The sequence below is a fragment of the Promicromonospora iranensis genome, from assembly GCF_028994775.1.
GTDB classification, from domain to species: domain Bacteria; phylum Actinomycetota; class Actinomycetes; order Actinomycetales; family Cellulomonadaceae; genus Promicromonospora; species Promicromonospora iranensis_A.
Map to the genome: position 1 here is coordinate 45,905 of NZ_JAJQMN010000018.1, position 23,831 is coordinate 69,735.

Consider the following 23,831-nt stretch of genomic DNA (forward strand, 5'->3'; position numbering starts at 1 on the left):
GGCTCACGCCCTCAAGGGACGAGGATCGATGATGATCAGCCGCGAACTGACCGACTGGACCCTGACGGCCACCGGTGGCCCCGTTCCCGCAGACCTCGCAGGGGTCGACGTCCCCGCGACGGTCCCGGGCACGAACCACACGGCGCTCCTGGACCGTGGCCTCATCCCGGACCCGTATCTCGGCACCAACGAGACGTCGCTCGCCTGGATGAAGCGGGCCACGTGGCGGTACGCGACGGTCCTCGACGAGCCCGCCGCGGCACCCGACGAGCGTGTCGACCTGCTCTTCGAAGGGGTCGACACGGTCGCGGAGATCTCGCTGGGCGGTGCCGCGCTGGGCCGCACGGCCAACATGCACCGGTCCTACCGGTACGACATCCGGTCGCTCGTCGGCACACCGGCCGACCTGGTCGTCGACCTGGACTCCGCGCTGGAGACCGCCGAGGCCGAGGCCGAGCGCATCGGCACCCGTCCCATGGCGTACGACCAGCCGTTCAACATGGTCCGCAAGATGGCGTGCTCCTTCGGCTGGGACTGGGGTCCCGACCTGCAGACCGCCGGCCTGTGGAAGCCCGTGCGGGTGCAGCGCTGGCGCGTGGCGCGCCTCGCGGGGGTGGTCCCCCTGGCCACCGTGTCCGACGACGGCGCCGGGCTGGTCGACGTCCGCCTGGAGGTCGAGACGTCCGGCCTGTCCGACGTCGGACAGCTCGTCGTCGATGTCTCGGTCGGGGACCGCGGCGTGACCACCGGGATACCGGCAGGCTGGTCCGGCGGTGCCCTGGACGTCCAGGTCGAGGTGCCCGACGTCGACCTCTGGTGGCCGGCCGGGCACGGCGAGCAGCCGCTGTACCCGATCGTGGTGACCCTGTACGAGGGCAACGGTGAGGACCGCTCGAACCCGCTGGACTCGTGGTCCGGCCGGGTCGCGTTCCGCACCGTCGAGGTGGACCGCGGCCGGGACGAGCACGGCACCGCGTTCACGTTCGTCATCAACGGCAAGCCGGTGTTCGCCCGCGGCGCCAACTGGATCCCCGACGACCACCTGCTCACCCGCATCACGCGCGAACGCCTGGAACAGCGTGTCGACCAGGCGCTCGGCGCCCACCTCAACCTCCTGCGGGTGTGGGGCGGCGGCATCTACGAGTCCGACGACTTCTACGACGTCTGCGACGAGAAGGGCGTCATGGTCTGGCAGGACATCCTGCTGGCCTGCGCCGCCTACCCGGAGGAGGCACCGCACCCGACCGAGTTCGAGGCCGAGCTGCGCGAGAACGCCGCACGTCTCGCCCCGCACCCGTCGCTCGTGCTGTGGAACGGCGGCAACGAGAACATCTGGGGCCACGAGGACTGGAACTGGAAGGAGCCGCTGGGCGACCTCACGTGGGGCGCCGGCTACTACTACGAGCTCTTCCCGAAGGTCCTGGCCGAGGTGGACCCGACCCGGACCTACTCGGACGGCTCGCCCTACTCCCCCGGTTTCCCGCCCGAGGAGACGCACCCCAACGACCCGGACCACGGCACCCATCACCAGTGGGACGTCTGGAACCGCATCGACTACACGCACTACCGCGACGACGTGCCGCGGTTCCCGTCCGAGTTCGGCTTCCAGGGCCCGGCGACGTGGGCGACGATGCAGCGCGCCATCCTTCCTGACAGCGCTGACGTCCCGCCGGGGTTCAAGGAGTCCGAGGTCTTCCTGCTGCACCAGAAGGCGCTGGACGGCAACGGCAAGCTCGACCGCGGTCTGGCCCCGCACCTGGGCGTCCCCGAGGACTTCACCGACTGGCACTGGGCGACGCAGCTCAACCAGGCACGGGCCCTCCAGTTCGCCCTGGAGCACTACCGGTCGTGGTGGCCGCGTACCGCGGGCGCGATCGTCTGGCAGCTCAACGACTGCTGGCCGGTGACCTCCTGGGCCGCCGTCGACGGCGACGGCCGGCGCAAGCCGCTCTGGTACGCGCTGAAGCACGCGTTCGCGGACCGGGTGGTGACGGTGCAGCCGCGCGGGACCGACCTGGTGGCGGCACTCGTGAACGACACCGACGAGCCGTGGACCGGGCAGGTCGAGGCGGTCCGGACGACCCTGGACGGTGCGGTGCTGGCGGCGTCGGACACGGCAGCCGGGACGGTGACCGTCGCCCCGCGGTCGGTGACCCATGTCCCGCTGGCCGGTGACCTGGTAGCGGTCGGCGACCCGGCGAACGAGGTGCTGGTCGTCACGGTCGGCGAGGCGCGCGGCCTGCACCGCTGGGCGGAGAGCAAGGACCTTGCCCTCGACCCGGCCCCCGTACGGGCCACGGTCACGGCGGAGGACGGCGGTTACCGGGTGGACGTGACAGCGACGTCGCTGGCGCTCGGCGTCACGCTGCTGGCCGACCGCCTCGACCCGGACGCCGAGGTGGACGACCAGGTCGTCGACCTCCCCGCGGGCACGACGGCGGTGTTCCACGTGACGAGCACCGGCCTCGACCCGGAGGCGCTGGTCACCCGGCCGGTGCTGCGTACGGAGAACGACCTGGTCCGCGCGGCGGGCTAGGGTCGGGCGATTCGATGTCGGTGGCCGCACGTACGGTGTGGTCGAGGGGGCGAAGGGACACCATCATGAACACGCTTGCCGAGGATTCCAGCTGGTCAGTACTACGCCGCGAGGGTGTCGCGGTCGTGGTGGCACACCCGGAGGTGGGCCTGCCACTGGTACTCCACTGGGGTCAGGACCTGGGTGAGCTCTCGTCGGCCGATCTGCGGGCGCTCGACTCGGCGACCAGCCGCCAGACCGCGCCCGGCACGCTCGACGCAGCCTGGCGCCCGTCGCTGCTCCCGCAGGAGTCGGACGGCTGGTCGGGTCGACCCGGCCTGCTCGTGGTGTCGGACGGCGTCACGCTCTACCCTCGCTGGACCGTCACCGAGGCCGAGCGGGGCACGGCGGAGCTGATCGTCACCGCACAGGACGCGAACCTGGGGCTCACGCTGCGGTCGCACCTGGAGATCGGCGCGGGCGGACTGGTGCTCCTGCGGCACGAGCTCCGCAACGACGGTCCCACCGTGGTCGACGTGCACTGGCTCGAGGCCACGCTGCCCGTGCCACGGTCCGCTGACCACCTCACCCAGTTCACCGGCCGCTGGCCCCGCGAGAAGGTGCCGGTCACCACCGCCATGCCCGCCGGCAGCACGGCCCGCCAGACCCGTCGCGGCCGCTCAGGACACGACGCGCCCTGGGTGACCCTGGCGTCGTCGGGCACACCGCGCAACCGGGCCGGCGAGGTGTGGGCCACCCACCTGGGGTGGAGCGCCGACGTGACGCATCGGGTGGACCACCTCACGGAGCACTCGACGCTGCTCGGTGCGGGAGAGCTCGTGCGACCCGGCGAGATCCGGCTGGCGCCGGGCGAGACCTACCGCACGCCGGTCGCGTACTTCGCGTGGTCGGCGGCAGGGCTCGACGGCGTCGCGGACCGGTTCCACACGTGGATGCGAGCGCGCCCGCAGCACGTGACGAGCCCGCGTCCGCTGGTGCTGAACACCTGGGAGGCCGTGTACTTCGACCACTCACCGGCCAAGCTGGAGCGGCTGGCTCGCCGCGCCGCGGCCGTCGGCGTGGAGCGTTTTGTGCTCGACGACGGTTGGTTCCACTCCCGCCGGGACGACACCACCGGCCTCGGCGACTGGGTGGTCGATCACGATGTCTGGCCCGAGGGCCTCGACCCGCTCGCCGGGCTGGTGCACGAGCTGGGGATGCAGTTCGGGCTGTGGTTCGAGCCCGAGATGGTCAACCTCGACTCCGACCTCGCACGGGCACACCCCGAGTGGATCCTGTCGAACCCGGCGGCCGTCCCGTCGCCGGACGGCCTCTCGTTCCGCACGCAGTACGTGCTGAACCTCGCGAACCCCGACGCGTGGGAGCACGTGCGGTCGCAGATCTCGACCCTGGTGACGCAGCTGGGGATCGACTTCATCAAGTGGGACCACAACCGCGACCTCGCCGAGCCCGTGCACGTCGGCGCCGACGGCGCGGCTCGCCCGGGCACCCACGTGCAGACCAGGGCCGCCTACGCGCTGATCGCTCGGCTCAAGGCGGACCACCCCGGGCTGGAGATCGAGTCGTGCTCCTCGGGCGGCGCTCGGACCGACCTCGGCATCCTCGAGTTCACCGACCGGGTCTGGGCGTCGGACTCCAACGATCCCCTGGAGCGCCAGGACATCCAGCGGTGGACCTCACTGGTGCTGCCGCCCGAGCTGGTGGGGGCGCACGTCGGGCCGTCGCCGACCCACTCGTCGGGGCGGACCACCGACCTGTCGTACCGGGTGGCCACGGCGTTGCAGGGGCACGCGGGTTTCGAGTGGGACCTGCTGACCTGCACCGACGACGAGCTGGTCGCCGTCGCCGCGTACGGGGCGCTCTACAAGGAGCTCCGGTCGCTGGTGCACACCGGGACCATGGTGCATGCCGACACGGTGGACCCGGCGCTGCGGGTGACCGGCTTCGTGTCCCCCGACCGCACGGCGGGCGTGTGGACCGTCGCGACGGTGGCGTCGCCGCGGGACGCCCTGACCGAACGGGTGCGGCTCGACGGGCTCGACCCCGCCCGGCGGTACAGCGTGCGGGTGCGCGACGAGGTCGGGGCGGCGAAGTGGCACCGCTGGATCACCCCGGGCTGGCTCGGCAAGGACGCGATGGACATCCCTGGCTCGGTGCTGACCGGTGTCGGGCTGCAGCTGCCCACGCTCTGGCCGATGCAGGCGCTGATCATCCAGGTGACGGCCACCACTCCGTAGTCCTCGTGCGCCCCACGGGGCCGCAGACGTGTAGTCGCCCGGCGGGCGTCGCACGACGAAGAGCGGGCGCCCGGCCGACCCTCCACCCGGAGCAGAAGCTCATGGGACGGAGAACCTGCCGGACGCCCGCTCTACCAGCGGTCGCTCGGGGCGACGGCTTGGTGTGAAGCAGCGTCAGCTACCGAGCACGCCCTTGCGACGAAGCACGATCAGCGTCACGCCACCGCCCACGAGGGCCAGCGCGATCAGCGTGAAGCCGATGGCGGTGCTGGCGCCGGTGGCGGCGAGCACGCCCGGCCCGTCAGTAGCTGCGGAGGGAGAGGGGGACGGCGTGACGTCGCCGTCGACCGGTGCGACAGACCCGTCGGTCGGCTCCTCGCCCGGCACGGTCGGCTCGACACCGGGCACGGTCGGCTCCTCGCCCGGCTGCGTCGGCTCCTCGCCCGGCTCGGTGGGCTCCTCGCCCGGCACGGTCGGCTCCTCGCCCGGCTGCGTCGGCTCCTCGCCCGGCTCGGTGGGCTCCTCGCCCGGCACGGTCGGCTCTTCACCCGGCTCCGTCGGCTCTTCACCCGGCTCGGTCGGAGTCGGTGTCGACCCCACCTTCACCGTGACGAGCGTGTAGTGGCTGACGTCCTTGCCGGACGGGTGCGAGATCGTCACCGTAGCGCTCGGAGGGTCAACAACCACGTCGACGGGCCCCAGGTCCTCGTTGCTCGAACCAGCCTTGCCGCCCGGCCCAGCCTTCACGCAGTAACCCGTGATCAGGTAACCCGGTTCGGCGGTCACCTCAACGGTCTTGTGGTCGCCCACCACGTCGACCTTCCCGTCCTTCGGGCAGGTTGCGCCGTGGTTGCCACCACCCGTGATCGCGACGGAAGCACCGGCAACGGGTGCGGCGAAAGCGGCGGCCGGCGAGCCCATCAGGCCGGCGACGAGGAGCGCGGAGGCTCCCAAGACGGTCATCTTGCGCACTGAGCGCTCCTTCGAAACGGGGATCTGGCCCGTGCCCGACAGCGGGCACGACTCCCCGGAGCGTAGCGACAATGTCGCAGATCGCCAATATGCCGTTATCTTACTGAAATACCTTACATAGGCTTGTATCGGAGCCTACCGGCCTTTGCCCTTTTTCTTCCCTTTCGGGACGGGTCGCGCACCCTTGCCCCGCTGTACCCCGCCACCGCCCCGCTGAACACCCCCGCGACCGCCTGCCTTCGCCCCGCCGCGCCCTCCGGCGGAGCGTCCGGCGGCCCCGCCCGTACCGCCCTTGACGGGTTTTTTCACCCCGGCCTTCGCGGACTTTCCGGCCGATCCGCCGGCGGCGGCGCCGTCCTCGGCCTGCCGGGCGTCCGGTCTGCCCCGACCGCGTGAGCTGTTCACCGTGCGCCCGCGGACGATCCCGATGAGCTCCTCGACCAGGTCGGTGGTGCCGTCGGTGGGCCAGACCAGCCCCACGGGCGCCGTCGGCCCGTCCACGAGCGGGCGGTAGGTCACGTCCTTGCGGCGGTGCAGCCGCGCGAGCGACATGGGCAGCACGGCCACGCCCACATTCGCGGCGACGGTCGCCACGGCGTCGGCGGTGGTCGGGACCGGGTCCAGAGGGTTCCCGTCCGGGTCCACGGGCACCACACCGGGGACCGGATGTGTGGCGAAGAGGACGTCGTCGGCGGGCACCCAGACAGGATCCTCGGCGATGTCGTCGGTGGACACCGCCTCCTCCTCGTCGAGGGCCGCGAGCAGGTGGTCCCGCGAGAAGCACACGACAGAGATCTCCTCGTAGAGCGGGATGGCGGAGAACACCTCCTTGTCCACGGGGAGCCTGCCGATGGCGGCGTCAGCCTCGCCCGCCGCCAGCGCGGGGACAACGGCGGCTGCCTCCAGCTGCACGAGGACGAGACGCACGTCAGGCAGCCGCTCGCGCCACACCGCCGCCCACTTGCCGGGCGATGCACCAGGCACGTAGGCCAGCCGGAACTGCGGCAGGCTCGGATCGGCGTCGGCGTCGGCGTCGGCGTCGGCGTCGGCGGCGGAATCCTCCGCGGGCGCCGGGCCGTCCACGGCCTCCGACTCGGTGGTCGAGGGGTCGGCGGGGTCGCCGTCCGGAACGGGCGGTCCGACGTCGGGCAAGGGCTGGCTCACGTGCCAAGGCTACGGTCCCTGGATGACGACGGCGGCTCGTCCGGAACACCCGGACCCGGTACGGGCCGAGGCATCCGCGGATGAGCGGTGAGGATCACGCTCGCCATGGAGAGCGAGGAGGGCATGCCCCGATACCCTGGGAACATGAGTTCCTCCTTCGCCTCGCAGCGGTTCAAGCCGTCCAACGCCGCCAAGCGACTCGGCGTCTACCTGCCTGCCACCCCGCAGGAGTTCCAGGACAACCCGATCACGCGCGCAGAGCTCGAGGAGCTGGAGACCAACCCTCCCGAGTGGCTGGCCGAGCTGCGCCGTAACGGCCCGCACCCGCGGCCCGTCGTGGCGGGGCGCCTCGGCATCTCGATCGCGGGCCTGGCCCGCGGTGGAATCACCGAGCCGCTGACCACCGAGCAGATCAACGAGCTGCGTGACGACCCGCCGGAGTGGCTGACCCAGGAGCGCGAGATCGCCGCCCAGGTGCGCGCCGAGGAGGAGCGCGTCGAGGAGGCCCGCAAGGCAGCGGAGAAGAAGGCCCGCTCCGCACGATGAGCCCCGCGGCCGACGCCGTCCTGGCCGAGCTCCTCCCCTACCCCGGGGACGGCTCACGCGCCGACGGCCCCGTCGCCGTCGACGCCACGGACCGGCTGCTCCTCGACGAGGCCGCCCCGCTGATCGCGAGCGATCCCGAGCGGGTGGTGGTGATCGGCGACCGGTTCGGTGCCCTCACCCTCGGCGCGCTGGCGTTGGGGGCCCGTTCCGTCGACGTGCACCTGGACGCGATCACCGCCGAGGCCGCCCTCTCCGACAACACCTCGCGCGCGTCCCGGCCTCTGTTGGCCGCGCACCGACAGCTCGCCGAGAACGCACCGAACCCGAACGAGCCGGCCGGGGCCGGGTACACCGTGCACGACGACCTCGGTCCTCAGCTGCTCGCGGGCGCACGTCTCGTGCTGCTCCAGCTGCCGGCGTCGCTGGCGGAGCTGACCGAGATCACCGAGCACGTGGCCCGGCACGCCGACCCGGCGGTGACCCTCCTCGCGGGCGGCCGGGTCAAGCACATGACCCACGCGATGAACGACGTGCTCAGCGCCTCCTTCGGGCAGGTCAGCGCCTCGCTCGCCCGGCAGAAGTCGCGGCTGCTGATCGCGCGCGAGCCACGGTCCGACGTCGGGCCGCTCACCTATCCCGTGACCGCCCGGCTCACCGACCGCGAGATCCTCGAAGCCATCGGCACCCCGGAAGAAACCCGGACGCCGGACGCCGGGCTGACCGTCGTCGCGCACGGGGCCGCCTTCGCCGGAGCCACGCTCGACCGCGGCACGCGTCTCCTGCTGGCGCAGGCCCATCGCTGGCCCGACCTGTCGGGCGCCGAGCCCCTCCCGACGACCCCTGGGCACGACCCGGACTACGCGGACGGCCGGCCCATCGCGGTCGACCTCGGCTGCGGCACCGGCATCCTCGCCACCGTCCTTGCGCTGCGGTTCCCCGGCGCCCACGTGATCGCGACGGACCGGAGCACGGCCGCCTGCGCCTCGACGAAGGCGACGCTCGCCGCGAACGGTGTCCGGGCCGCCGTCGTGCGGGGCGACGCCGGGGACCGGCTCCCCGTCCCCGACGGCTGGGCGGACCTCGTGCTGCTCAACCCGCCCTTCCACGACCGTGCCGCGCTGAGTACCGACGCGGCACACCGGATGTTCGCCGCTGCGGGCCAGGTCCTGCGCGAGGGCGGCGAGCTCTGGACCGTCTTCAACACGGGCCTGCACTACCGCAACGCCCTGCGGCGCGCCGTCGGGCCGACGGAGCACGTGGCCCAGGACCCGCGGTTCACCGTGACCCGGAGTGTGCGGAAAGTACTTACAGATCGGTCAGTGCAGGGCGGTTAGCCTGGCGGGGCGCCCGAACCGGGCGCACCGCACCGGCAGCACGTCCGGTCTTGGCCGGCCTGCCCCGAGCTCGAAGGATCTGTCGATGAGGACACTCCGCACCACCCTGCGCGGCGCCGCCGTCGCGGCGGTCGCAGCATCGCTCGCCGCGGGAGCCGCGGTCGCAGCGCTACCGGCCACTGCCGCGCCGTCCGCCACCGACGAGGGCAGAGCGATGGTCAAGGCGTCCGTGGCCAAGCAGAAGGCGACGTCCGAGGGCAAAGGGCAGAAGGTCAAGCCGAAGGTGAAGAAGCCGAAGAAGGCCGCGGCCGACCCCGACTTCGGGCCCAACGTCACCTTCATCGATCCGACCTGGTCGACCGACCGGATCAACACCTTCCTCGACTCGGTGAACGACGAGGCGGAGATGAGCCTGGGCCGGCACCAGGTGTTCTTCGAGCCCGGCACCTACGGCAGCGCAGCCGGGCAGAACGACCCGGCCACGGCCACCGACATCGTCAACCAGACGGTCGGGTACTACGAGTCGATCTCGGGCCTCGGCGCGCAGCCGGGCGACGTGCTGATCAACGGCGCCCTGCACGTGGAGCCTGTCGTCGGCTGCCCGGAACGGCCCTGGGAGTGCGCCGCCCCCGGCTCGCTGAACCACTTCTGGCGTTCGATGTCGAACATGGCGATCAACCCCATCCAGCGCCCCGTCGGCGAGGACGCCGCCCGCCCGTTCCCGGCCGGCGTGACCGAGCCGCACCAGATGCGCTGGGCCGTGTCCCAGGCCGCGCCGATGCGCCGCATGGACATCCAGGGCAGCCTGACCGTCTTCGGCCGGTACGGCGAGTTCGCCTCCGGCGGCTACCTCGCGAACTCACGTGTGGCCGGCACGATCGCCACCGGGTCACAGCAGCAGTGGTTCACGCGCAACAGTGAGGTCGGCACCTGGGACGGCGGCGTCTGGAACATGGTGTTCTCGGGCGTCCGTGGCGCCCCCGCCACCGACTTCGGGCAGGACCTCGGTGAGGGCGCGAAGGGTGTCAAGACCACGGTCGCCAACACCCCGATCAGCCGGGAGGCCCCGTTCGTGTACCGGGCGGACAACGGCGAGCTCGCCGTCTTCGTGCCGAACGCGCGGACCGACAGCAACGGGACCGACTGGTCCACGTCCGCCGAGTCGGGCACGTCGATCGGTATGAGCGACTTCTACGTGGCCCGCGAGGACGTCGACACCGCCGCCTCGATCAACGCCGCCCTGGCGGACGGCAAGAACCTCCTCCTCACGCCCGGCGTCTACGAGCTCGACGCGGCCCTGCGGGTCGACCGTGCCGACACCGTCGTGCTCGGCCTCGGCTACGCCTCGCTCACCCCGACGGCGGGCAACAGCGTGCTGGAGATCGGCGACGTCGCGGGCGTCAAGGTCGCGGGCATCACCGCCGACGCGAACGTGCCGGAGTCGGCGACGCTGATCAAGGTGGGCCCCGAGGGCGCGAGCGTCTCGGACCCGGCCAACCCGACCACGCTCACCGACGTCTTCGTCCGCGTGGGCGGTCCGTGGGAGGGCAAGGCCGTCACCTCCATCGAGGTGAACAGCGACCACACCCTGCTCGACCACATCTGGGCGTGGCGCGCCGACCACGGCCACGGCGTCTCCTGGGGCGGCAACACGGGTGCGCACGGCGTGATCGTGAACGGCGACGACGTGACGGCGACCGGCCTGTTCGTCGAGCACTACCAGGAGCAGCAGACGATCTGGAACGGCGAGAACGGCCGGACGATCTTCTACCAGAGCGAGATCCCGTACGACCCGCCGTCGCAGGCGGCGTTCATGGACGGCGACCGCCTGGGCTACGCGTCCTACCGGGTGGCGGACCACGTGACCAGCCACCAGGCGACCGGGCTCGGCGTCTACTCGTTCTTCAACCAGGAGCAGGACATCCGCGTCGAGTCAGGCATCCAGACGCCGAACCGGCCCGGTGTCACGTTCCGGTCGATGACCAGCGTCTTCCTCAACGGATCGGGCGGCATCAACCACGTCATCAACGACACGGGCGCCCCGGCGGTCGGCAGCTTCGCCGCCCCCCAGGTGATCTCCTACCCCTGACCCAACCCCTCCGTCGGAGGTAGGACCAGGGCCGGACAGAACTGCAGCGCACCCGAGGGTGCGCTGCAGTTCTACTTCGGCAGGAACGTCACTTCACGTCGACGATGTCCACGACGAACACCAGGGTGTCACCGCCGCCGATGCCGGCCTGCGGCACGCCGCGCGCGCCGTAGCCGTGCTCCGGCGGGATCGACAGCAGCAGGCGCGAGCCGACGTTCTGCCCCACCATGCCCTTGTCCCAACCACCGATGACGGCGCCGACGCCGATCGGGAAGTCGATGGTGGTGCCGCGGTCGTACGAGTTGTCGAACACGTGGCCGCCCCAGGTCTGGCCCAGGTAGTTCACCACGATGGTGCGACCGGACTCGACGACCGGGCCGTTGCCCTCGGAGAGCACCTGCACCTGCAGACCGGTGGGCGCACCACCCTCGGGGAACGTCAGCTCCGGCTTGTCACCGAAGGTGCCGGAGGCGGTAGGAAGCGTGGTCACGAGGATTGCCTCTCGATCGGGGTGACGCCGGGCAGTCCCGGCGCCGGTACCCACCCACCCTATGCGGCCACCACTGCTGCCCGCGAAGCGACGGCGGCCTGCCGCAGCGCGTCCAGAGCGGCGATCGCGGGCGGGGTGTGCGCGACGGCGTCCTGCAGCACCGCGTAGATCGAGCGCACGGGCGTGGGCCGCACGACGGGCACCGCGACCGTCGCCTGCGGCAGGTTGACGGCACCGAGCTCGGGCAGCACGGTCATGCCGATGCCGGCCTCGACGAACGCGACCGCCGTCGGATAGTCGTGCGCCTCGACGCGGAACGTAGGGCTGAAACCCGCTGCCGTGCATGCCTCCAGCAGGTTGCGTCGGCACCATCCGCGCGCGAAGTCGTTGTCGACCCAGGACTCGTCCGCGAGCTCGGCGAGCTCGATCTCGTCCCGGTCGGCGAACCGGTGGCTCCGCGGCAGGACGGCGACGTACGGGTCGTCGAGGAGGTGATGCGCCGTGAAGCCGCTCCCCGCGGCGAACTCGGCGTTCGCGACGACCACCTGCAGGTCGGCCCGGTCCTCGGTCTTGTCCGGGATGTGCTCGGCCAGCTCGAGGTCGAGGCGGACGCCGGGGAACTCCGTGGTCACGGTGCGCACGACGTCGGGCAGCCAGGCCGAGCCGACCGAGGCGAAGTAGGCCACCGAGAGCGAGCCGGTACGTCCGGCGCGCAGGTCGGCGACCATGGCCTCGGCCTCGCCGAGCCGTTCGAGCACGCCGTCGGCCTGCGCGGCCAGGGCGTGCCCGGCGGCGGTGGGCCGGACCCCGCGGCCGTGCCGCGCCAGGAGCTTGAGCCCCGTCTCGCGCTGGAGCGCGGAGACGTGCTGACTGACGGCGGAGGGTGTGTAGCCGAGGTTCGCCGCGGCCGCACCGATGGACCCGGAGGCGACGACGGAACGGAAGACGCGGAGGCGGTGGACGTCGAGCATGGCGCCACTGTACAGCGAGACTGAATCCTGGTGAAGGAAGAATCGCTGGTGCTTCACAGTGGTTCGGGGCCACGATCGGCTCATGACGAACACCACGGCCGAAAGCCGCCAGCCCCCGGCTCCTACCTCGGACAGGGTTCCGGACATGACCCTGACCACGCCGACCGCGCCGCCGGTCACGAACCGCTTCCTCGTCCCGGCAGCCGCCGCGGTGACGGTGGTGCTGTGGGCCTCGGCGTTCATCGGCATCCGCTCGGCGGGCGTCGACTACTCGCCGGGAGCGCTCGCCCTGGGCCGGATCCTCGTCGGCACCGTCGCGCTCACGGTCATGGCCGCCCTGGCCCGCAAGCTTCGGCTGCCCCGCGGCCGGACGCTGGTGGGCGTCCTCGTCTGGGGCGTGCTCTGGTTCGGCCTGTACAACCTCGCTCTCAACGCGGCCGAACGCACCCTCGACGCGGGCACCGCGTCGCTCCTGGTCGGCCTGGCGCCGATCCTCATCGCGGTGTTCGCGGGGGTCTCCCTCGGCGAGGGCTTCCCCGCCCGGCTGCTGCTGGGCATCGGCATCGCGTTCGCGGGCGTCGCCGCGATCGCGCTGGCCACGTCGAGCGGGGTCTCGGACACGATCAGTGTCGCGCTCGGGCTGGCCGCCGCCGTCGTCTACGCCGGCAGCACGATCCTGCAGAAGCGCCTGCTGCCGAAGGTCGACTCCCTCACCATGACCTGGCTGGGCTGCGCGGCCGGCACCGTCGCGTGCCTCCCGTTCGCCCCGGTGCTCCTGGACGAGCTCGCCACGGCGCCGACGTCGGCCACCCTGAGCGTTGTCTACCTGGGCGTCTTCCCCACCGCCATAGCCTTCGCCACCTGGGGTTTCGCCCTGACCCGGACGACCGCCGGCCGGCTCGGCGCGGCGACCTACGCCTCCCCGCCGCTGGCGGTGCTCCTGTCGTGGGCCCTGCTGGGCGAGGTTCCCGCACCCGTCGCCCTGGTCGGCGGGGCGCTGTGCCTGACGGGCGTCCTGGTGGCGACGCTACGACTCCGCTGAAGCCGTTGGTGCACCGATAAACCACGTAGGATTGCGCTCGAGATGAGCGCCCGATGACAGCACCGAGAACGCCGCCGAAGCCGCGCGGCAGCGGCCGCCCGACCATCAGCGACGTGGCGGCGCTGGCCGGCGTCTCGCCCGGTGCGGTCTCGAAGGTCTTCAACGGCACCGGCCGCATCTCGGAGGCGACGTCCGAGCGCATCCGCGAGGCCGCCCGAAAGCTCAACTGGCGCCCCAGCGCCGCGGCGATCGCCCTGCGCACCGCCCGCGCGCAGGCGATCGGGCTGGTGCTGACGAGCGATTCCAGCGTGCCGGGTGTCGGCGCCGGCAACATGGACTTCATCTCGGGCATCGAGTCGGTGCTCAGCCCTCGCGAGTACGGGCTCCTGCTGAACGTCTTCATCACCGGGCAGCACGAGGAGGAGCACTTCTACCGCACGCTCGCCGAGCGTCAGCGGATGGACGGGATCATCCTCACCAACTCCATGGTGGGCGATACCCGGCTCGAGCTCGTGTCCCGGCTCGGGCTGCCCGCGGTACTCGTCGGTGCGCCGTGGAAGCCCGGCGCCATCGAGTACGTCGACGCCGACCCGCCGAGCGCCGGGATCGCGGAGACCGTGGACCACCTCGTGGCGCTGGGCCACAAGCGCATCGCGTTCGTGAGCGGCCCCAAGGACTACGTGCTGCCGGTGCTGCGGCGCGAGGCGTTCGTGCAGCGGCTGGCGGACCACGGCCTGCAGCCCCACACCGTCGTCGCGGTGGAGTACTCCCCCGCTCGGGCCGCCGAGGAGACCACCCGGCTCCTGGACGGCGCGGTCCGCCCGACGGCGATCCTGTACGGCACCGACACCATGGCGATCGCGGGGATGCGCACGATCCAGGCGGCCGGCCTGCGCGTGCCCGACGACATCTCCGTGGTCGGCTTCGAGGGACTCACCCTCGGCGAGTGGGTGGACCCGCCGCTGACGACCGTCCAGCGGTTCGCCTTCCAGCGCGGCCGCGCGGCCGCCGCCAAGGTGCTGACGCTGCTCGGCGAGACCGTGGAAGAACCGGTCCCGCTCGAGCAGCCCACCCTGGTGGTCCGCGGCTCGACGGCGGCCCCCTCCCGCTGACCAGGCCCGGACGACTACCTCGGCGTCACCAGGTCAGCCGGAGAGCCGCCAGCTCGAGGACCGGGGGCAGCGCGACGTCGACCGTCCCCGCCGACATGCACACGTCGGCGTCCACCCATTCCTCGCCGGCCAGCACCTGCAGCCGCACCTCTTCCGGCACCGGCCCGCCCGCCAGCGCCGCGACCCGGTCCAGGTCGACCGCCACGCGCACGCCGTCGAGCGGCGAGACCGCCCGCCGCTGGCCGCGCATCATCATGGGGTCGGTCAGGTTGGCGGCCAGCACGGTGAACGAACGGTCGCCGGCCCATGTCGCGACGTCGACCACGCCGGGTCCGCGCACCGCGACGGACCGCCGTCCGCCCAGAGCGCGGCGCACGAGGTTGTCCAGCAGGGTGAGGTGGTCGGACTGGAGCGCCTGCCAGTACAGCTCGGCGACGTTGAAGCCGACGACGTCGACCCGGCCCGCGCCGACCTCGGCGCCGAACACGGCCGGGGCGGTCGGCTCCGACCTCGGATAGACCTCCTCCATCGGCAGGTCGGGGTGGTCGGGCACGAAGCGCCACGACACGTCGAACGCACCGGTCGGGGCGCCGGCCGACGCGCCGTCCGGCACGCCGTCCAACGCACCGAAGCGGACGAGCCGGGTGCCACCCACGATGCGCAGCGCATCGCCGTAGCCCTCCTGGAGCGTTCCGCCCGGCTCCCGCTGGACATAGTTGTTGCGCACGATCCCGCCCCGGCGTTCGACGACGTCGACGCCGAGCAGCTCGGTCACCAGCGCCCCGCGCCCGGCGACGTCGGGCCCCCCGCCCGTGAGCAGGAGCGCTCCGCCGTCCTCGACGAACACGCGCAGGGCGTCGGCGGCGGACGTGTCAAGCGACGGCACCTCGGGGAGCACGACCAGCCGGACACCGGGCTTGGTCAGCGCCGACAGCGAACCCGGTCCCACGTACTCGAACGGGACCCCCAGCTCGACCAGCACCTGGTAGACGCCCGACGCCGCGTCGCGCACGCGGGTGGACGCCGTGTGCTCGTCCGCGTCCCAGACGAGCACCTCCGCGACCGGCCGCTCGTCGCCCCGGACGCCCGCGACCGCGCGGTGCAGCCCGAAGGCCCGCTCGACGGCGGGGATCCAGCGCGGGTCGTGGATCCGCGCCGCGAACTTCGTGAACCAAGGGAAGGCACCGTGGACGAACCCGTCGACGATCCACCCGGTCGTCTCGACCGCCGCGTTGACCGAGTCCTTCCAGCGGAAGTCGTGCGACTCCGGCCCCACCGAGGTGATGAGCCCGACGGGTTTGCCGGGGTGCAGGGCGCGCACCCGCTTGGCGTCCCGGCCCGCTGCCCAGAGCGCTTCCCCGTCGCCGCGCGCCTGGTGGTCCACCAGCAGGAACGGCACCGACCGGGCAACCCGCGGCTCCAGGTCGGCGGCCGTGAACGAGCCGAGGTTCGGCACGAACCGGACCGCCGGCGCGGCGTCCTGCACGGCCCGGTCCCAGTGCGCCACGAGGTCGCTGAGCCTGCTCCGGCGCCACGCCCGGTAGGTGGCCCAGGCCTCGCCGTCGGCGGGGTCCGCCGTCGTGGGCAGCGCGCGGCCGGTCGCGGACCGGAAGTCCCGTGCGGTCGACTCCGTGTACCCGGGGCCGTGCCCCTGCCACCGGTTCGCGAACAGGGCGTCGACGTCGTAGTCGCGCGCGATCTCACGGAGCACCTCGGTCGTCAGCTCCCAGCTGTAGCCGCCGAACGCGTCGGTGAGGTAGATGCCGGGCATCGCCCAGTGCTCCAGGAGCTCGCCGTCCTCCGTCCGCGCGATCCAGTCGGGCCGCTCCTCGACGACGTCGCGGTGCACGGCGTGCGGGTCCACCCGGGCCATGACCGCCATGCCTCGCGAGCGGGCCAGGTCCACCACCTCGCCCAGCAGGTCCCGGTCGCCCAGGTAGACGCTCCGGTGGTGCAGCGGCACCTTGGTCGGGTAGTAGGCGATGTAGCCGCCGGCACTGATGCACACCGCCGTCGACGCCGTACGTTCCATGACGTCGGCCCACGCGTCGAGGTCGAAGTCGAGCGGGTCGTTCTCCACGAAGGTCAGCTGGGTCCAGCGGTGCTCGCCGTCCAGCCCTGTGCGCGCAGCAGTCATTTGATTCCCGTCGTCGCGATGCCCTTGATGATGTAGCGCTGGGCGAAGATGAAGAACAGGAGGATCGGCACCAGGGACACGAGCGACATCGCGAACATCGTCCCGATGCCGCTCTGGGTCTCGGTGTCGACCAGAGACTTCAGGGCCACCGGGACCGTGTACAGCTCGGTCCGTGTCAGGTACAGCAGGGGCCCGAAGTAGTCGTTCCACGTCCAGATGAAGGTGAAGATCGTCGTGGTGATCAGCGCGGGCTGCATCAACGGCAGGATCACCGACCAGAAGATGCGGAACGGGCCGGCGCCGTCGATCATCGCCGCCTGGTCGAGCTCGCGCGGCAGGGCGCGGATGAACTGCACCATCAGGAAGATGAAGACGGCGTCCGTCGCCAGGAACTTCGGCAGCAGCAGCGGGACGTACGTGTTGATCCATCCCAGCTCCGCGAACAGGATGTACTGCGGGATCACCAGCACGTGGAACGGCAGCATGATCGTCATCAGGGTCAGCGCCAGGTACAGCTTCCCGGCCCGGAAGTTGAGCCGGGCCAGGGCGTAGGCCGTGAGGGAGCAGGAGAACAGGTTCCCGATCACCGAGCCGACGCCGATGAGCAGCGAGTTACCCAGGAACAGGGTGAACGGTGAGCCGAGCGCGTCCCAGCCGTCGCCGTAGTTCTCCAGCGTGATCTCGCTGGGGAACAGCCCGGTCTGGGACAGGATCAGGTTGCTCGGCTTGAACGAGCTCACGAGCATCCACAGCAGCGGATAGATCATGAGCAGCACGAACACCGCGAGGACCACGTGCCGCGCGACGCGGCTCAGGGTGCCGCGGCTCAGCGTGCCGCGGCTCAGGGTAGAGGCAGCCATCATTCGTCTCCGTAGTAGACCCAGCGCCGCGAGACGATGAAGTTCGCGGCGGTGGCGGCTGCGATGACCAGGAGCAGCACCCACGCCATCGCGGACGCGTACCCCATGTCGAAGTTCACGAAGCCGCGCTGGTAGATGTAGAGGGTGTAGAAGAGCGTCGAGTCGAGCGGGCCGCCGCTGCCGCCGCTGACCACGTGCGCCTGCGTGAAGGCCTGGAAGGCGCTGATCATCTGCAGGATCAGGTTCAGGAAGATGATCGGTGTGAGCAGCGGGATGGTGATCGACACGAACCGCCGCACGCGCCCGGCGCCGTCGATCATCGAGGCCTCGTAGAGCTCCTCGGGGATCTGCCGCAGCCCGGCCAGGAAGATCACCATCGGCGAGCCGAAGGTCCAGACGTTGAGCACCACCAGGGTCGACAGGGCCAGCGACGGGTCCTGCAGCCAGGAGCCCAGCTCGATGCCGAACCAGCCCAGCACGTGATTGACCAGGCCGTTCTCACCGAAGATCTGCCGCCACAGGATGGCGATCGCGACGCTGCCACCGAGCAGCGAGGGTAGGTAGAAGGCGCTGCGGTAGAGGGACAGCCCGCGCAGCCCCTTGTCGAGCACGACGGCCAGGAACAGCGCGAACCCGAGCTGCAGCGGCACCGAGACCAGGACGTAGACGAGCGTCACGCGGACGGCGGCCCAGAAGCGTTCGTCGCCCGCCATCCGCACGAAGTTGTCCAGGCCGATGAACTGCGGTGGGCTGAGCAGGTCGTAGTCGGTGAAAGCGAGCACCGCCGAGGCGATCAGCGGGCCGGCGGTGACACCGATCATGCCGATCATCCAGGGCAGCAGGAAGATGTGGGCCACCAGCCCCTGGCCGCGGGTGCCGCCCGACGGCTTGGCCCTGCCGCCCGGCGGCTTCGACCCGGCGGCGCCAGGTGCTCCACGCACCCGGCGCCCGGTGTCCTTCGAGGTGAGAGTCATCATGCCCCCGCGATCTCGCCCTCGACGGCCTCGACGAAGGACGCCGCGGCGTCGGGCACGGTCTTCTCGCCGAGCGTCACCTCCTCGAGCTCGCGGATCATGAGGTCACGCCAGCTGCCCGAACCGGCAGGCGCCTCGAACCGCGGGCGCTGCTCCGTCTCGTTGATCTCGCGGGTGATCGCGATGACCTTCTGCTCGTCCGGGGTCGCGTCCGGCTCGTACTGGTCGAGCAGCTCGGTGTTCGGTGGCGCCCCGGCCGACAGGCCGACCAGGCTGAGCAGCTCGGGCGAGTTGAGGTTGAAGCTCATCAGCGTGGCCGCGGCCTCGACCCGGTCGTCCGGCACGCCCGAGTACATGGCGAACCGGCTGTAGTACGTGAAGTGGTAGCCGGCCGCAGCGTCCTCGGCGGCCGGCACGTCACGCTGGTCGAACACGTAGTCCGGGAACGCCTGGGCGTCGTCCACGATGTGGTTCGAGTTGGCGAACGTGACCAGCACCTTGTCGCCGACCTGGGACCACGCCGGCTCGATGCCGTCCTGCTCGCTCACGCTCGTGGTCGCACCGGCGCGCCGCAGCTTCTCCCACCAGTCGATCCAGGCGGCGACGCCGTCGACGCTGGCCCCGAGCGTCCCGTCCTCGGTCCACAGGTCCTCCCCGCGCTGCCGCAGGAAGGACTCGAACGGCATGTCGTGGTACGGGCCGTAGGCGGTCCCCTTCCGGCCGTCGGCGTTGTTCGCCGAGTAGTCGACGAGGAACTCGGCGAGGTTGTCCCAGTCGAGCTGATCAGGCAGGGTCACGCCCTCGTCCTCGAGGAAGTTGGTGTTGTAGCGCAGCACCGGGCTGAAGATCGACTTCGGGAGCGTGTCCAGCGTTCCGGCGAGCCGGAAGCTCTCGACCTGCTCCTCGGTGAAGGCGCTCAGGTCCAGGCCGGGCGCACCCTCGAGGTCCCGGTACAGGCCCGCCTCGCGATAGGTCAGGACCGCGGGCGACGGGATCCAGAAGACGTCGGGCACGTCCCGGGCCGCCATCTGGGTCGTCATGCGCTCCTGGTAGGCGTCGTAGTCGCCGAACTCCGGCGCGACCTGGATCTCGGGGTGCTCGGCGGTGAACGCGTCCAGCGCCTCGAGGTAGGCGCGCTGCCGGTCGGAGCCGCCCCACCACGCGAAGCGCAGCGAGCCGTCACCGCCCGAGGCGGACGGGCCGCACCCGGCGAGCGACATGGCGGCGACGGAGAGCGCCCCCACGCCTGTCCAGGTCAGGAATGACCGGCGAGTGAGATCTGACATGGTGTCCTTCTTTCAGTACGTCGTTGTACGGATCTTCGGTTGCGCAGGGCGCGGTGTCAGGGCAGCTGCCCGACGTCGACGACGTTGCGCAGCGGCCGCCGCGCCAGCCATCGGTCCAGGTTGTCGAGAAAGATCGCCGTGCCGCGGTCCGCGGTGGCGCGCGTCGTCGCCCCGTTGTGCGGGGTGATGATCGTGCGGGGCAGGTCCCACAGGGGTGATCCAGGGGGCAGCGGTTCGACGGCGTGCGCGTCGAGGCCGGCTCCGGCGACGATGCCCTCGCGGACGGCGGTGACCAGGTCGGCCTCTCGCACGATGCCACCGCGCGACACCACCACGAGGTGGCCCTGCGGGCCGAGCTCACGGAGCGTGCGCAGCCCGATCGCACCCGCGGTCCGGTCGGTGAGCGGCGCGGCGACGACCAGGACGTCGCTGACCGCGGCCAGCTCGTCCACGGCGTCGGGCGTCAGCATGCGGTCCACGGGGTCGCCGGGCTCCGCGGGCCGACGACGCAGCCCGACGACGCCCATCCCGAACGCCCGGGCCCGTACCGCGAGCTCCCGCCCGACGTTGCCGTACCCGTAGATGCCCACCGTGCGGCCGTACAGCTCGTCGTGCGTGAACCGCTCCCAGCGGTGCTCCCGCTGGGCGTCCGCCCACCGCGGGGCCTGCCGGCCCAGCATCATCATGAGCATCAGCGCCTGCTCGGCCAGCGGGATCGCCCCGTTGCCGGCCGACGACGTCACGGTCACCGGCCCCGGGCCGGGCGCCGGCGACGACGCCGGCCCCGCCCCGGTCGCGCGCCGCCGCAACGCGGGTCCGACGTCGGACTCCACGCCGGCCGCCCACGAGTGCACCCAGGCCAGGCGCGGCATGCGGGCCACCTCGTCGTCCGTCAGGTGCCCGGCCGCGACGGTGGCAGAGCGCAACGCGTCGGCGTCGTCGGCCGGAGCGACGACGATGCCGGGGTGCGCCGCGCGTACCCGCTCGACCACCCGTTCGCCCTGGCCGCCCCGGACGATCACCACGTCAGCCACGGGAGCCCCCCTCGTCCTCGACGACGACCACCTCGAGCTCGCCCACGGCAGCGATCCGCACGATCAGGTCGTCGCCGTCGTCCAGCACCGTCGCGGTGCCCGAGAGGGCACGCGCGGCGCGGCCCGCGAGCCCCGCGAGGCGGAGCACGACGTCGTGCACCGGCACCACCGGGCCGTAGCCGTTGCCGCGCTGCCCGGAGTGGTTGAGCAGGTGCAGCACGAGCCCGGCCGCGGAGCGTCCGACGACCAGCTCGAGCTGCTCGGGCCCGTCGAGGGTGACCGGCAGCCGACCGTCGGGCCGGTCCAGGAGACGCTCGACGACGAGATCGACCGCCACGTCGCGCAGGCGGGTCAGCCGGGTGTCCCGATAGGCGGCGCCGGTGGTCCAGGGCAGCTGGACCACCGTGCCCGCGCCGTGCGGCCGTACGCCGCAGACAAGCTCGCCGCTCGGCACATGGCCGTATGCCTTCTCCGGCGGGCCGTAGGGGGCACGCTCCACGAGGCGGTGCCGTGGTGCGGTGTCCGGACGCCAGGCCAGCCGGTGGTGGCGGCCGTGCCGCGGCGCCACCGCGGTGCCCTCGACCTGCCTGCCGTCCGCGCCGTCCCGGTCGTCGAGCTGCACGTAGCTCGACTTCAGGGCCTCCCGGTCGGCGTCGATGCCCGTCACCCGGAGTCCGGGGAACCAGTCGACCACCGAGCCGTCGTCGCGGATGCCGCTGCGGCCGGTCGCGACGACCGAGCCGCCCGCGAGGGCGAAGCGTTCGAGCGCCTCGGCCGCCCCTTGCGGGAGGGACGGCAGGTCGGGGAGCACGAGCACCCGGAACCGGTCGGTCGCCAGGTTCTCCAGCGCCCCGACGGGCACCACGTCGAAGGGCACGTGCCGTTCGACCAGGCCGGTCAGGAGGCCACGGTGCTCGGCGGTCCCGGTGCCGAACCGGCCGTCGTCGTCCAGCGGGTCCGGCCGGACGAGGCCCACCTCGGCCGCGGGCGCCAGGCCGGTGTACTCGCGCCGGTGGTCCCGGTGGAACCGGGTGACAGCGGCGGCGGCGGGCAGGCCGCCGTAGGCGATGCCGCCGGTGGGCCCCATGATGTAGGTCGACGGGTTGGCGCCACGCGAGATCGCCTGGGCCAGGTACTGGCCGAGCATCTCCGGCTGCTCGCCGGCGAGCCGGTACGGCATGTCCCAGAACGCGACGGCGTTGACCAGCACCGGCTTGCCCGGACGGGCCGACCGCAGCGCGCTCACGGCCTCGCCGGTGGCGTACGGCCACAGGGTGCGGCCGATCGCGTTGTTCGCCTCGTGGAAGAGCACGTCGGCCGCCGTGCCGAGGATGAGCCCGGCGTCCGGCCGACGGGCCGCGATGTGGGCGCGCACCCGGGCGGTGAGCGCGTCGATGGTGGCGGTGGCATACCCGCGCCACTGCCGGTAGCCCGGGTCGCCGGCCCGGTCGGGCAGCCGGTCCAGGCCCGTGTGCTCCTCGAACCCGGCCCGGCACGCGGCGCAGTGGCAGACGCCGTGCACGCGGCCGGCGTAGTCGACCTCGTTGAAGCCGAACCAGTTGAAGAAGAACCCGTCTACCTCGTAGCGGTCCAGCACCTCGTCCAGGACGTCGAAGATCCGCTGCTGGTAGTACTCGGCGCTGGGGCACACACTGACCAGCCCCTCGAACTCCTGCCGCTCGCCCGACGGCGACACGAAGCACCACTCCGGGTGCGCGTCGGCGATCGCCGGGGCCACCTTCGAGAAGTCCATCCGGGCCAGCAGCCGGACGCCGCGCCGCCGGGCGGCCGCGAGCGCATCCCCCACGAGGTCGCCGCCGGGCCGCTCGGCCAGGTGCGGGTTGCGGGTCTGGAAGCCGAGCCCGGTCGGGTAGTGCGAGAGGATGCCGCCGACGTTGAGCAGCCAGACGTTCGCGCCGTGCTCCTGGACGGCGTCCAGCGTGCGCTCGACGTCGAGCCCCGCGTCGATCTCGCGCAGGTTGGTCTGGAAGACCTGGAACGGCTCGTCCCACCAGCCGGGGCGTACCTGCTCCTCGGTCCCGGTGCGCTGCGTGGTCAGGCTCATCGCGTCTCCGCCCCGTGCGGCGCGCCCTGCGACGTGCCCTCCGGCGGCGGGGCGGCGGCCCGTTCCGAGGTGCCGTTGAGCTCGCGGGCGAGCGCCACCAGGGCGGAGTGGTCGAGCGCGCCGTCGCCGCGCTGCACGAGCGACTGGACCAGGCGGCCGACCACTGCCGTGACGGGGAGCACCGCACCGCGCGTCCGGGCGGCGCCCTCGACGATGCCGAGGTCCTTGTGGTGCAGCTCGAGGCGGAAGCCCGGACGGAAGTCGCCGGCCAGCACCCCGTCCGCCTTGCGGTCGATGACCGTGCTGCCGCCGAGGCCGCGCGCGATGACGGAGAGGCCGGTGGCGACGTCGGCGTCGTGCGCCTCCAGGAACACGATCGCCTCGGCGAGCGCCTGCAGGTGGGTGGCGACCACGAGCTGGTTGGCCGCCTTGACCACCTGCCCCGCACCCGACTCGCCGACCCGCACCACTGTCGTGCCGAGCGTGCCGAGGAGGTCGCGCCACCGCTCGACCGCATCGGCCGGGCCGCCGACCATGATCGACAGTGTTCCTTCCCGTGCCCCGGCTTCGCCGCCGGACACGGGGGCGTCGAGGGCGTCGTGGCCGGCCCGTGCGAACCGCTCGGCGACCTCGCGCGCGGCACCGGGCTCGATGGTGCTCATGTCGATGTAGGCGGCCCCGGGCGCCAGGTGGTCGAGCACACCACCCGGGCCGACGGCGACGGCCCGGACGTCGGGTGTGTCGGGCAGCATGGTGAGCACCACGTCGGCGCCCTGGACCGCTTCCGCGAGGCCTGCCACCACCGGCACCCCCAGCTCCGCCGCGCTCTCGCGGCCGGCGGCGCCGCGGCTGAACGCCCGCACCTCATGTCCCGCGCGGACGAGGTTCGCCGCCATCGGCCGCCCCATCACACCCAGCCCGACAAAGCCCACGACTGCCATACGACCGAACTCCTTCGTTCGATGATCCATCGATTGATCAC

18 protein-coding genes are annotated in these 23,831 nt (G+C 72.1%); 7 read left to right on the forward strand and 11 right to left on the reverse strand.

Features of this window, described 5'->3' with window-relative positions; genetic code table 11:
* Window positions 1-31 precede the first annotated feature (31 nt).
* Complete coding sequence (locus LUU90_RS24180; RefSeq protein ID WP_275006613.1) at window positions 32-2,536, forward strand: glycoside hydrolase family 2 protein; 2,505 nt, start codon at window positions 32-34, stop codon at window positions 2,534-2,536.
* Window positions 2,537-2,601: 65 nt separating this feature from the next.
* A complete protein-coding gene (locus tag LUU90_RS24185; protein ID WP_275006615.1) occupies window positions 2,602-4,773 on the forward strand; it encodes an alpha-galactosidase in 2,172 nt (723 codons plus the stop codon).
* A gap of 174 nt (window positions 4,774-4,947) precedes the next feature.
* Here the strand turns inward: LUU90_RS24185 and LUU90_RS24190 are convergent, their stop codons facing one another.
* Together LUU90_RS24190 and LUU90_RS24195 are read right to left on the reverse strand one after the other, a co-directional pair.
* Window positions 4,948-5,745 (reverse strand): hypothetical protein, encoded by a 798-nt coding sequence (locus LUU90_RS24190; RefSeq protein ID WP_275006617.1) that lies wholly within the window; start codon window positions 5,743-5,745, stop codon window positions 4,948-4,950.
* 135 nt (window positions 5,746-5,880) lie between these two features.
* The gene (locus LUU90_RS24195; RefSeq protein ID WP_275006619.1) at window positions 5,881-6,909 is read right to left on the reverse strand and encodes a LysR substrate-binding domain-containing protein; all 1,029 of its coding nucleotides are present in this window, start codon (window positions 6,907-6,909) and stop codon (window positions 5,881-5,883) included.
* A 144-nt stretch (window positions 6,910-7,053) separates the two neighbouring features.
* On the opposite strand from LUU90_RS24195, the gene LUU90_RS24200 reads away from it, so the two are divergent.
* The 3 genes from LUU90_RS24200 (at window position 7,054) to LUU90_RS24210 (ending at window position 10,878) form a co-directional block, all read left to right on the forward strand.
* On the forward strand, window positions 7,054-7,455 hold the full coding sequence (locus LUU90_RS24200; RefSeq protein WP_275006621.1) for a DUF5997 family protein: 402 nt from the start codon (window positions 7,054-7,056) through the stop codon (window positions 7,453-7,455).
* Window positions 7,452-8,789 carry a class I SAM-dependent methyltransferase gene (locus LUU90_RS24205; protein WP_275006623.1) on the forward strand — a complete coding sequence of 446 codons (1,338 nt, stop codon included), beginning with the start codon at window positions 7,452-7,454 and terminating at the stop codon, window positions 8,787-8,789. Before LUU90_RS24200 ends, LUU90_RS24205 begins: the two co-directional genes overlap by 4 nt.
* A gap of 85 nt (window positions 8,790-8,874) precedes the next feature.
* Complete coding sequence (locus LUU90_RS24210; RefSeq protein ID WP_275006625.1) at window positions 8,875-10,878, forward strand: adenylyl cyclase; 2,004 nt, start codon at window positions 8,875-8,877, stop codon at window positions 10,876-10,878.
* Window positions 10,879-10,966: 88 nt separating this feature from the next.
* Here the strand turns inward: LUU90_RS24210 and LUU90_RS24215 are convergent, their stop codons facing one another.
* Window positions 10,967-11,368 carry an FKBP-type peptidyl-prolyl cis-trans isomerase gene (locus tag LUU90_RS24215; RefSeq protein WP_275006627.1) on the reverse strand — a complete coding sequence of 134 codons (402 nt, stop codon included), beginning with the start codon at window positions 11,366-11,368 and terminating at the stop codon, window positions 10,967-10,969.
* Window positions 11,369-11,427: 59 nt separating this feature from the next.
* Window positions 11,428-12,339: a LysR family transcriptional regulator gene (locus LUU90_RS24220; protein ID WP_275006629.1), complete on the reverse strand. Its 912-nt coding sequence runs from the start codon at window positions 12,337-12,339 to the stop codon at window positions 11,428-11,430.
* Window positions 12,340-12,484: 145 nt separating this feature from the next.
* Between LUU90_RS24220 and LUU90_RS24225 the strand changes: the two genes are divergently transcribed.
* Window positions 12,485-13,381, forward strand: coding sequence for a DMT family transporter (locus LUU90_RS24225; protein WP_275006631.1), 897 nt, complete (start codon window positions 12,485-12,487; stop codon window positions 13,379-13,381).
* A gap of 53 nt (window positions 13,382-13,434) precedes the next feature.
* Window positions 13,435-14,493, forward strand: a complete 1,059-nt coding sequence (locus tag LUU90_RS24230; RefSeq protein ID WP_275006634.1) for a LacI family DNA-binding transcriptional regulator — start codon at window positions 13,435-13,437, stop codon at window positions 14,491-14,493.
* A 25-nt stretch (window positions 14,494-14,518) separates the two neighbouring features.
* On the opposite strand, the gene LUU90_RS24235 is transcribed toward LUU90_RS24230, so the two are convergent.
* Genes LUU90_RS24235 through LUU90_RS24265 form a run of 7 tightly spaced genes read right to left on the reverse strand, consistent with a single transcriptional unit; the run spans window position 14,519 to window position 23,790 of the window.
* On the reverse strand, window positions 14,519-16,630 hold the full coding sequence (locus tag LUU90_RS24235) for an alpha-amylase family protein (protein ID WP_275006635.1): 2,112 nt from the start codon (window positions 16,628-16,630) through the stop codon (window positions 14,519-14,521).
* A complete protein-coding gene (locus LUU90_RS24240) occupies window positions 16,627-17,490 on the reverse strand; it encodes a carbohydrate ABC transporter permease (protein WP_275006637.1) in 864 nt (287 codons plus the stop codon). The genes LUU90_RS24235 and LUU90_RS24240 overlap by 4 nt, the downstream gene beginning before the upstream one ends.
* Window positions 17,490-18,467, reverse strand: a complete 978-nt coding sequence (locus LUU90_RS24245) for a carbohydrate ABC transporter permease (protein ID WP_425596295.1) — start codon at window positions 18,465-18,467, stop codon at window positions 17,490-17,492. Before LUU90_RS24245 ends, LUU90_RS24240 begins: the two co-directional genes overlap by 1 nt.
* Window positions 18,464-19,750 carry an ABC transporter substrate-binding protein gene (locus LUU90_RS24250; RefSeq protein ID WP_275006639.1) on the reverse strand — a complete coding sequence of 429 codons (1,287 nt, stop codon included), beginning with the start codon at window positions 19,748-19,750 and terminating at the stop codon, window positions 18,464-18,466. Before LUU90_RS24250 ends, LUU90_RS24245 begins: the two co-directional genes overlap by 4 nt.
* A 56-nt stretch (window positions 19,751-19,806) precedes the next feature.
* Complete coding sequence (locus tag LUU90_RS24255; RefSeq protein ID WP_275006641.1) at window positions 19,807-20,784, reverse strand: D-2-hydroxyacid dehydrogenase; 978 nt, start codon at window positions 20,782-20,784, stop codon at window positions 19,807-19,809.
* The gene (locus LUU90_RS24260) at window positions 20,777-22,849 is read right to left on the reverse strand and encodes an alpha-amylase family protein (protein ID WP_275006643.1); all 2,073 of its coding nucleotides are present in this window, start codon (window positions 22,847-22,849) and stop codon (window positions 20,777-20,779) included. The genes LUU90_RS24255 and LUU90_RS24260 overlap by 8 nt, the downstream gene beginning before the upstream one ends.
* Window positions 22,846-23,790 carry an NAD(P)-dependent oxidoreductase gene (locus tag LUU90_RS24265; RefSeq protein WP_275006645.1) on the reverse strand — a complete coding sequence of 315 codons (945 nt, stop codon included), beginning with the start codon at window positions 23,788-23,790 and terminating at the stop codon, window positions 22,846-22,848. Before LUU90_RS24265 ends, LUU90_RS24260 begins: the two co-directional genes overlap by 4 nt.
* Between the last annotated feature and the right edge of the window lie 41 nt (window positions 23,791-23,831).

What these genes read in the sequence shown, in the direction of transcription:
- LUU90_RS24230 (WP_275006634.1), top strand. Translation starts at nt 13,435, where the DNA reads ATGACAGCACCGAGAACGCCGCCGAAGCCGCGCGGCAGCGGCCGCCCG.
- LUU90_RS24250 (WP_275006639.1), bottom strand. Translation starts at nt 19,750, where the DNA reads ATGTCAGATCTCACTCGCCGGTCATTCCTGACCTGGACAGGCGTGGGG.
- LUU90_RS24265 (WP_275006645.1), bottom strand. Translation starts at nt 23,790, where the DNA reads ATGGCAGTCGTGGGCTTTGTCGGGCTGGGTGTGATGGGGCGGCCGATG.
- LUU90_RS24205 (WP_275006623.1), top strand. Translation starts at nt 7,452, where the DNA reads ATGAGCCCCGCGGCCGACGCCGTCCTGGCCGAGCTCCTCCCCTACCCC.
- LUU90_RS24225 (WP_275006631.1), top strand. Translation starts at nt 12,485, where the DNA reads ATGACCCTGACCACGCCGACCGCGCCGCCGGTCACGAACCGCTTCCTC.
- LUU90_RS24240 (WP_275006637.1), bottom strand. Translation starts at nt 17,490, where the DNA reads ATGGCTGCCTCTACCCTGAGCCGCGGCACGCTGAGCCGCGGCACCCTG.
- LUU90_RS24210 (WP_275006625.1), top strand. Translation starts at nt 8,875, where the DNA reads ATGAGGACACTCCGCACCACCCTGCGCGGCGCCGCCGTCGCGGCGGTC.
- LUU90_RS24220 (WP_275006629.1), bottom strand. Translation starts at nt 12,339, where the DNA reads ATGCTCGACGTCCACCGCCTCCGCGTCTTCCGTTCCGTCGTCGCCTCC.
- LUU90_RS24235 (WP_275006635.1), bottom strand. Translation starts at nt 16,630, where the DNA reads ATGACTGCTGCGCGCACAGGGCTGGACGGCGAGCACCGCTGGACCCAG.
- LUU90_RS24180 (WP_275006613.1), top strand. Translation starts at nt 32, where the DNA reads ATGATCAGCCGCGAACTGACCGACTGGACCCTGACGGCCACCGGTGGC.
- LUU90_RS24260 (WP_275006643.1), bottom strand. Translation starts at nt 22,849, where the DNA reads ATGAGCCTGACCACGCAGCGCACCGGGACCGAGGAGCAGGTACGCCCC.
- LUU90_RS24185 (WP_275006615.1), top strand. Translation starts at nt 2,602, where the DNA reads ATGAACACGCTTGCCGAGGATTCCAGCTGGTCAGTACTACGCCGCGAG.
- LUU90_RS24245 (WP_425596295.1), bottom strand. Translation starts at nt 18,467, where the DNA reads ATGATGACTCTCACCTCGAAGGACACCGGGCGCCGGGTGCGTGGAGCA.
- LUU90_RS24200 (WP_275006621.1), top strand. Translation starts at nt 7,054, where the DNA reads ATGAGTTCCTCCTTCGCCTCGCAGCGGTTCAAGCCGTCCAACGCCGCC.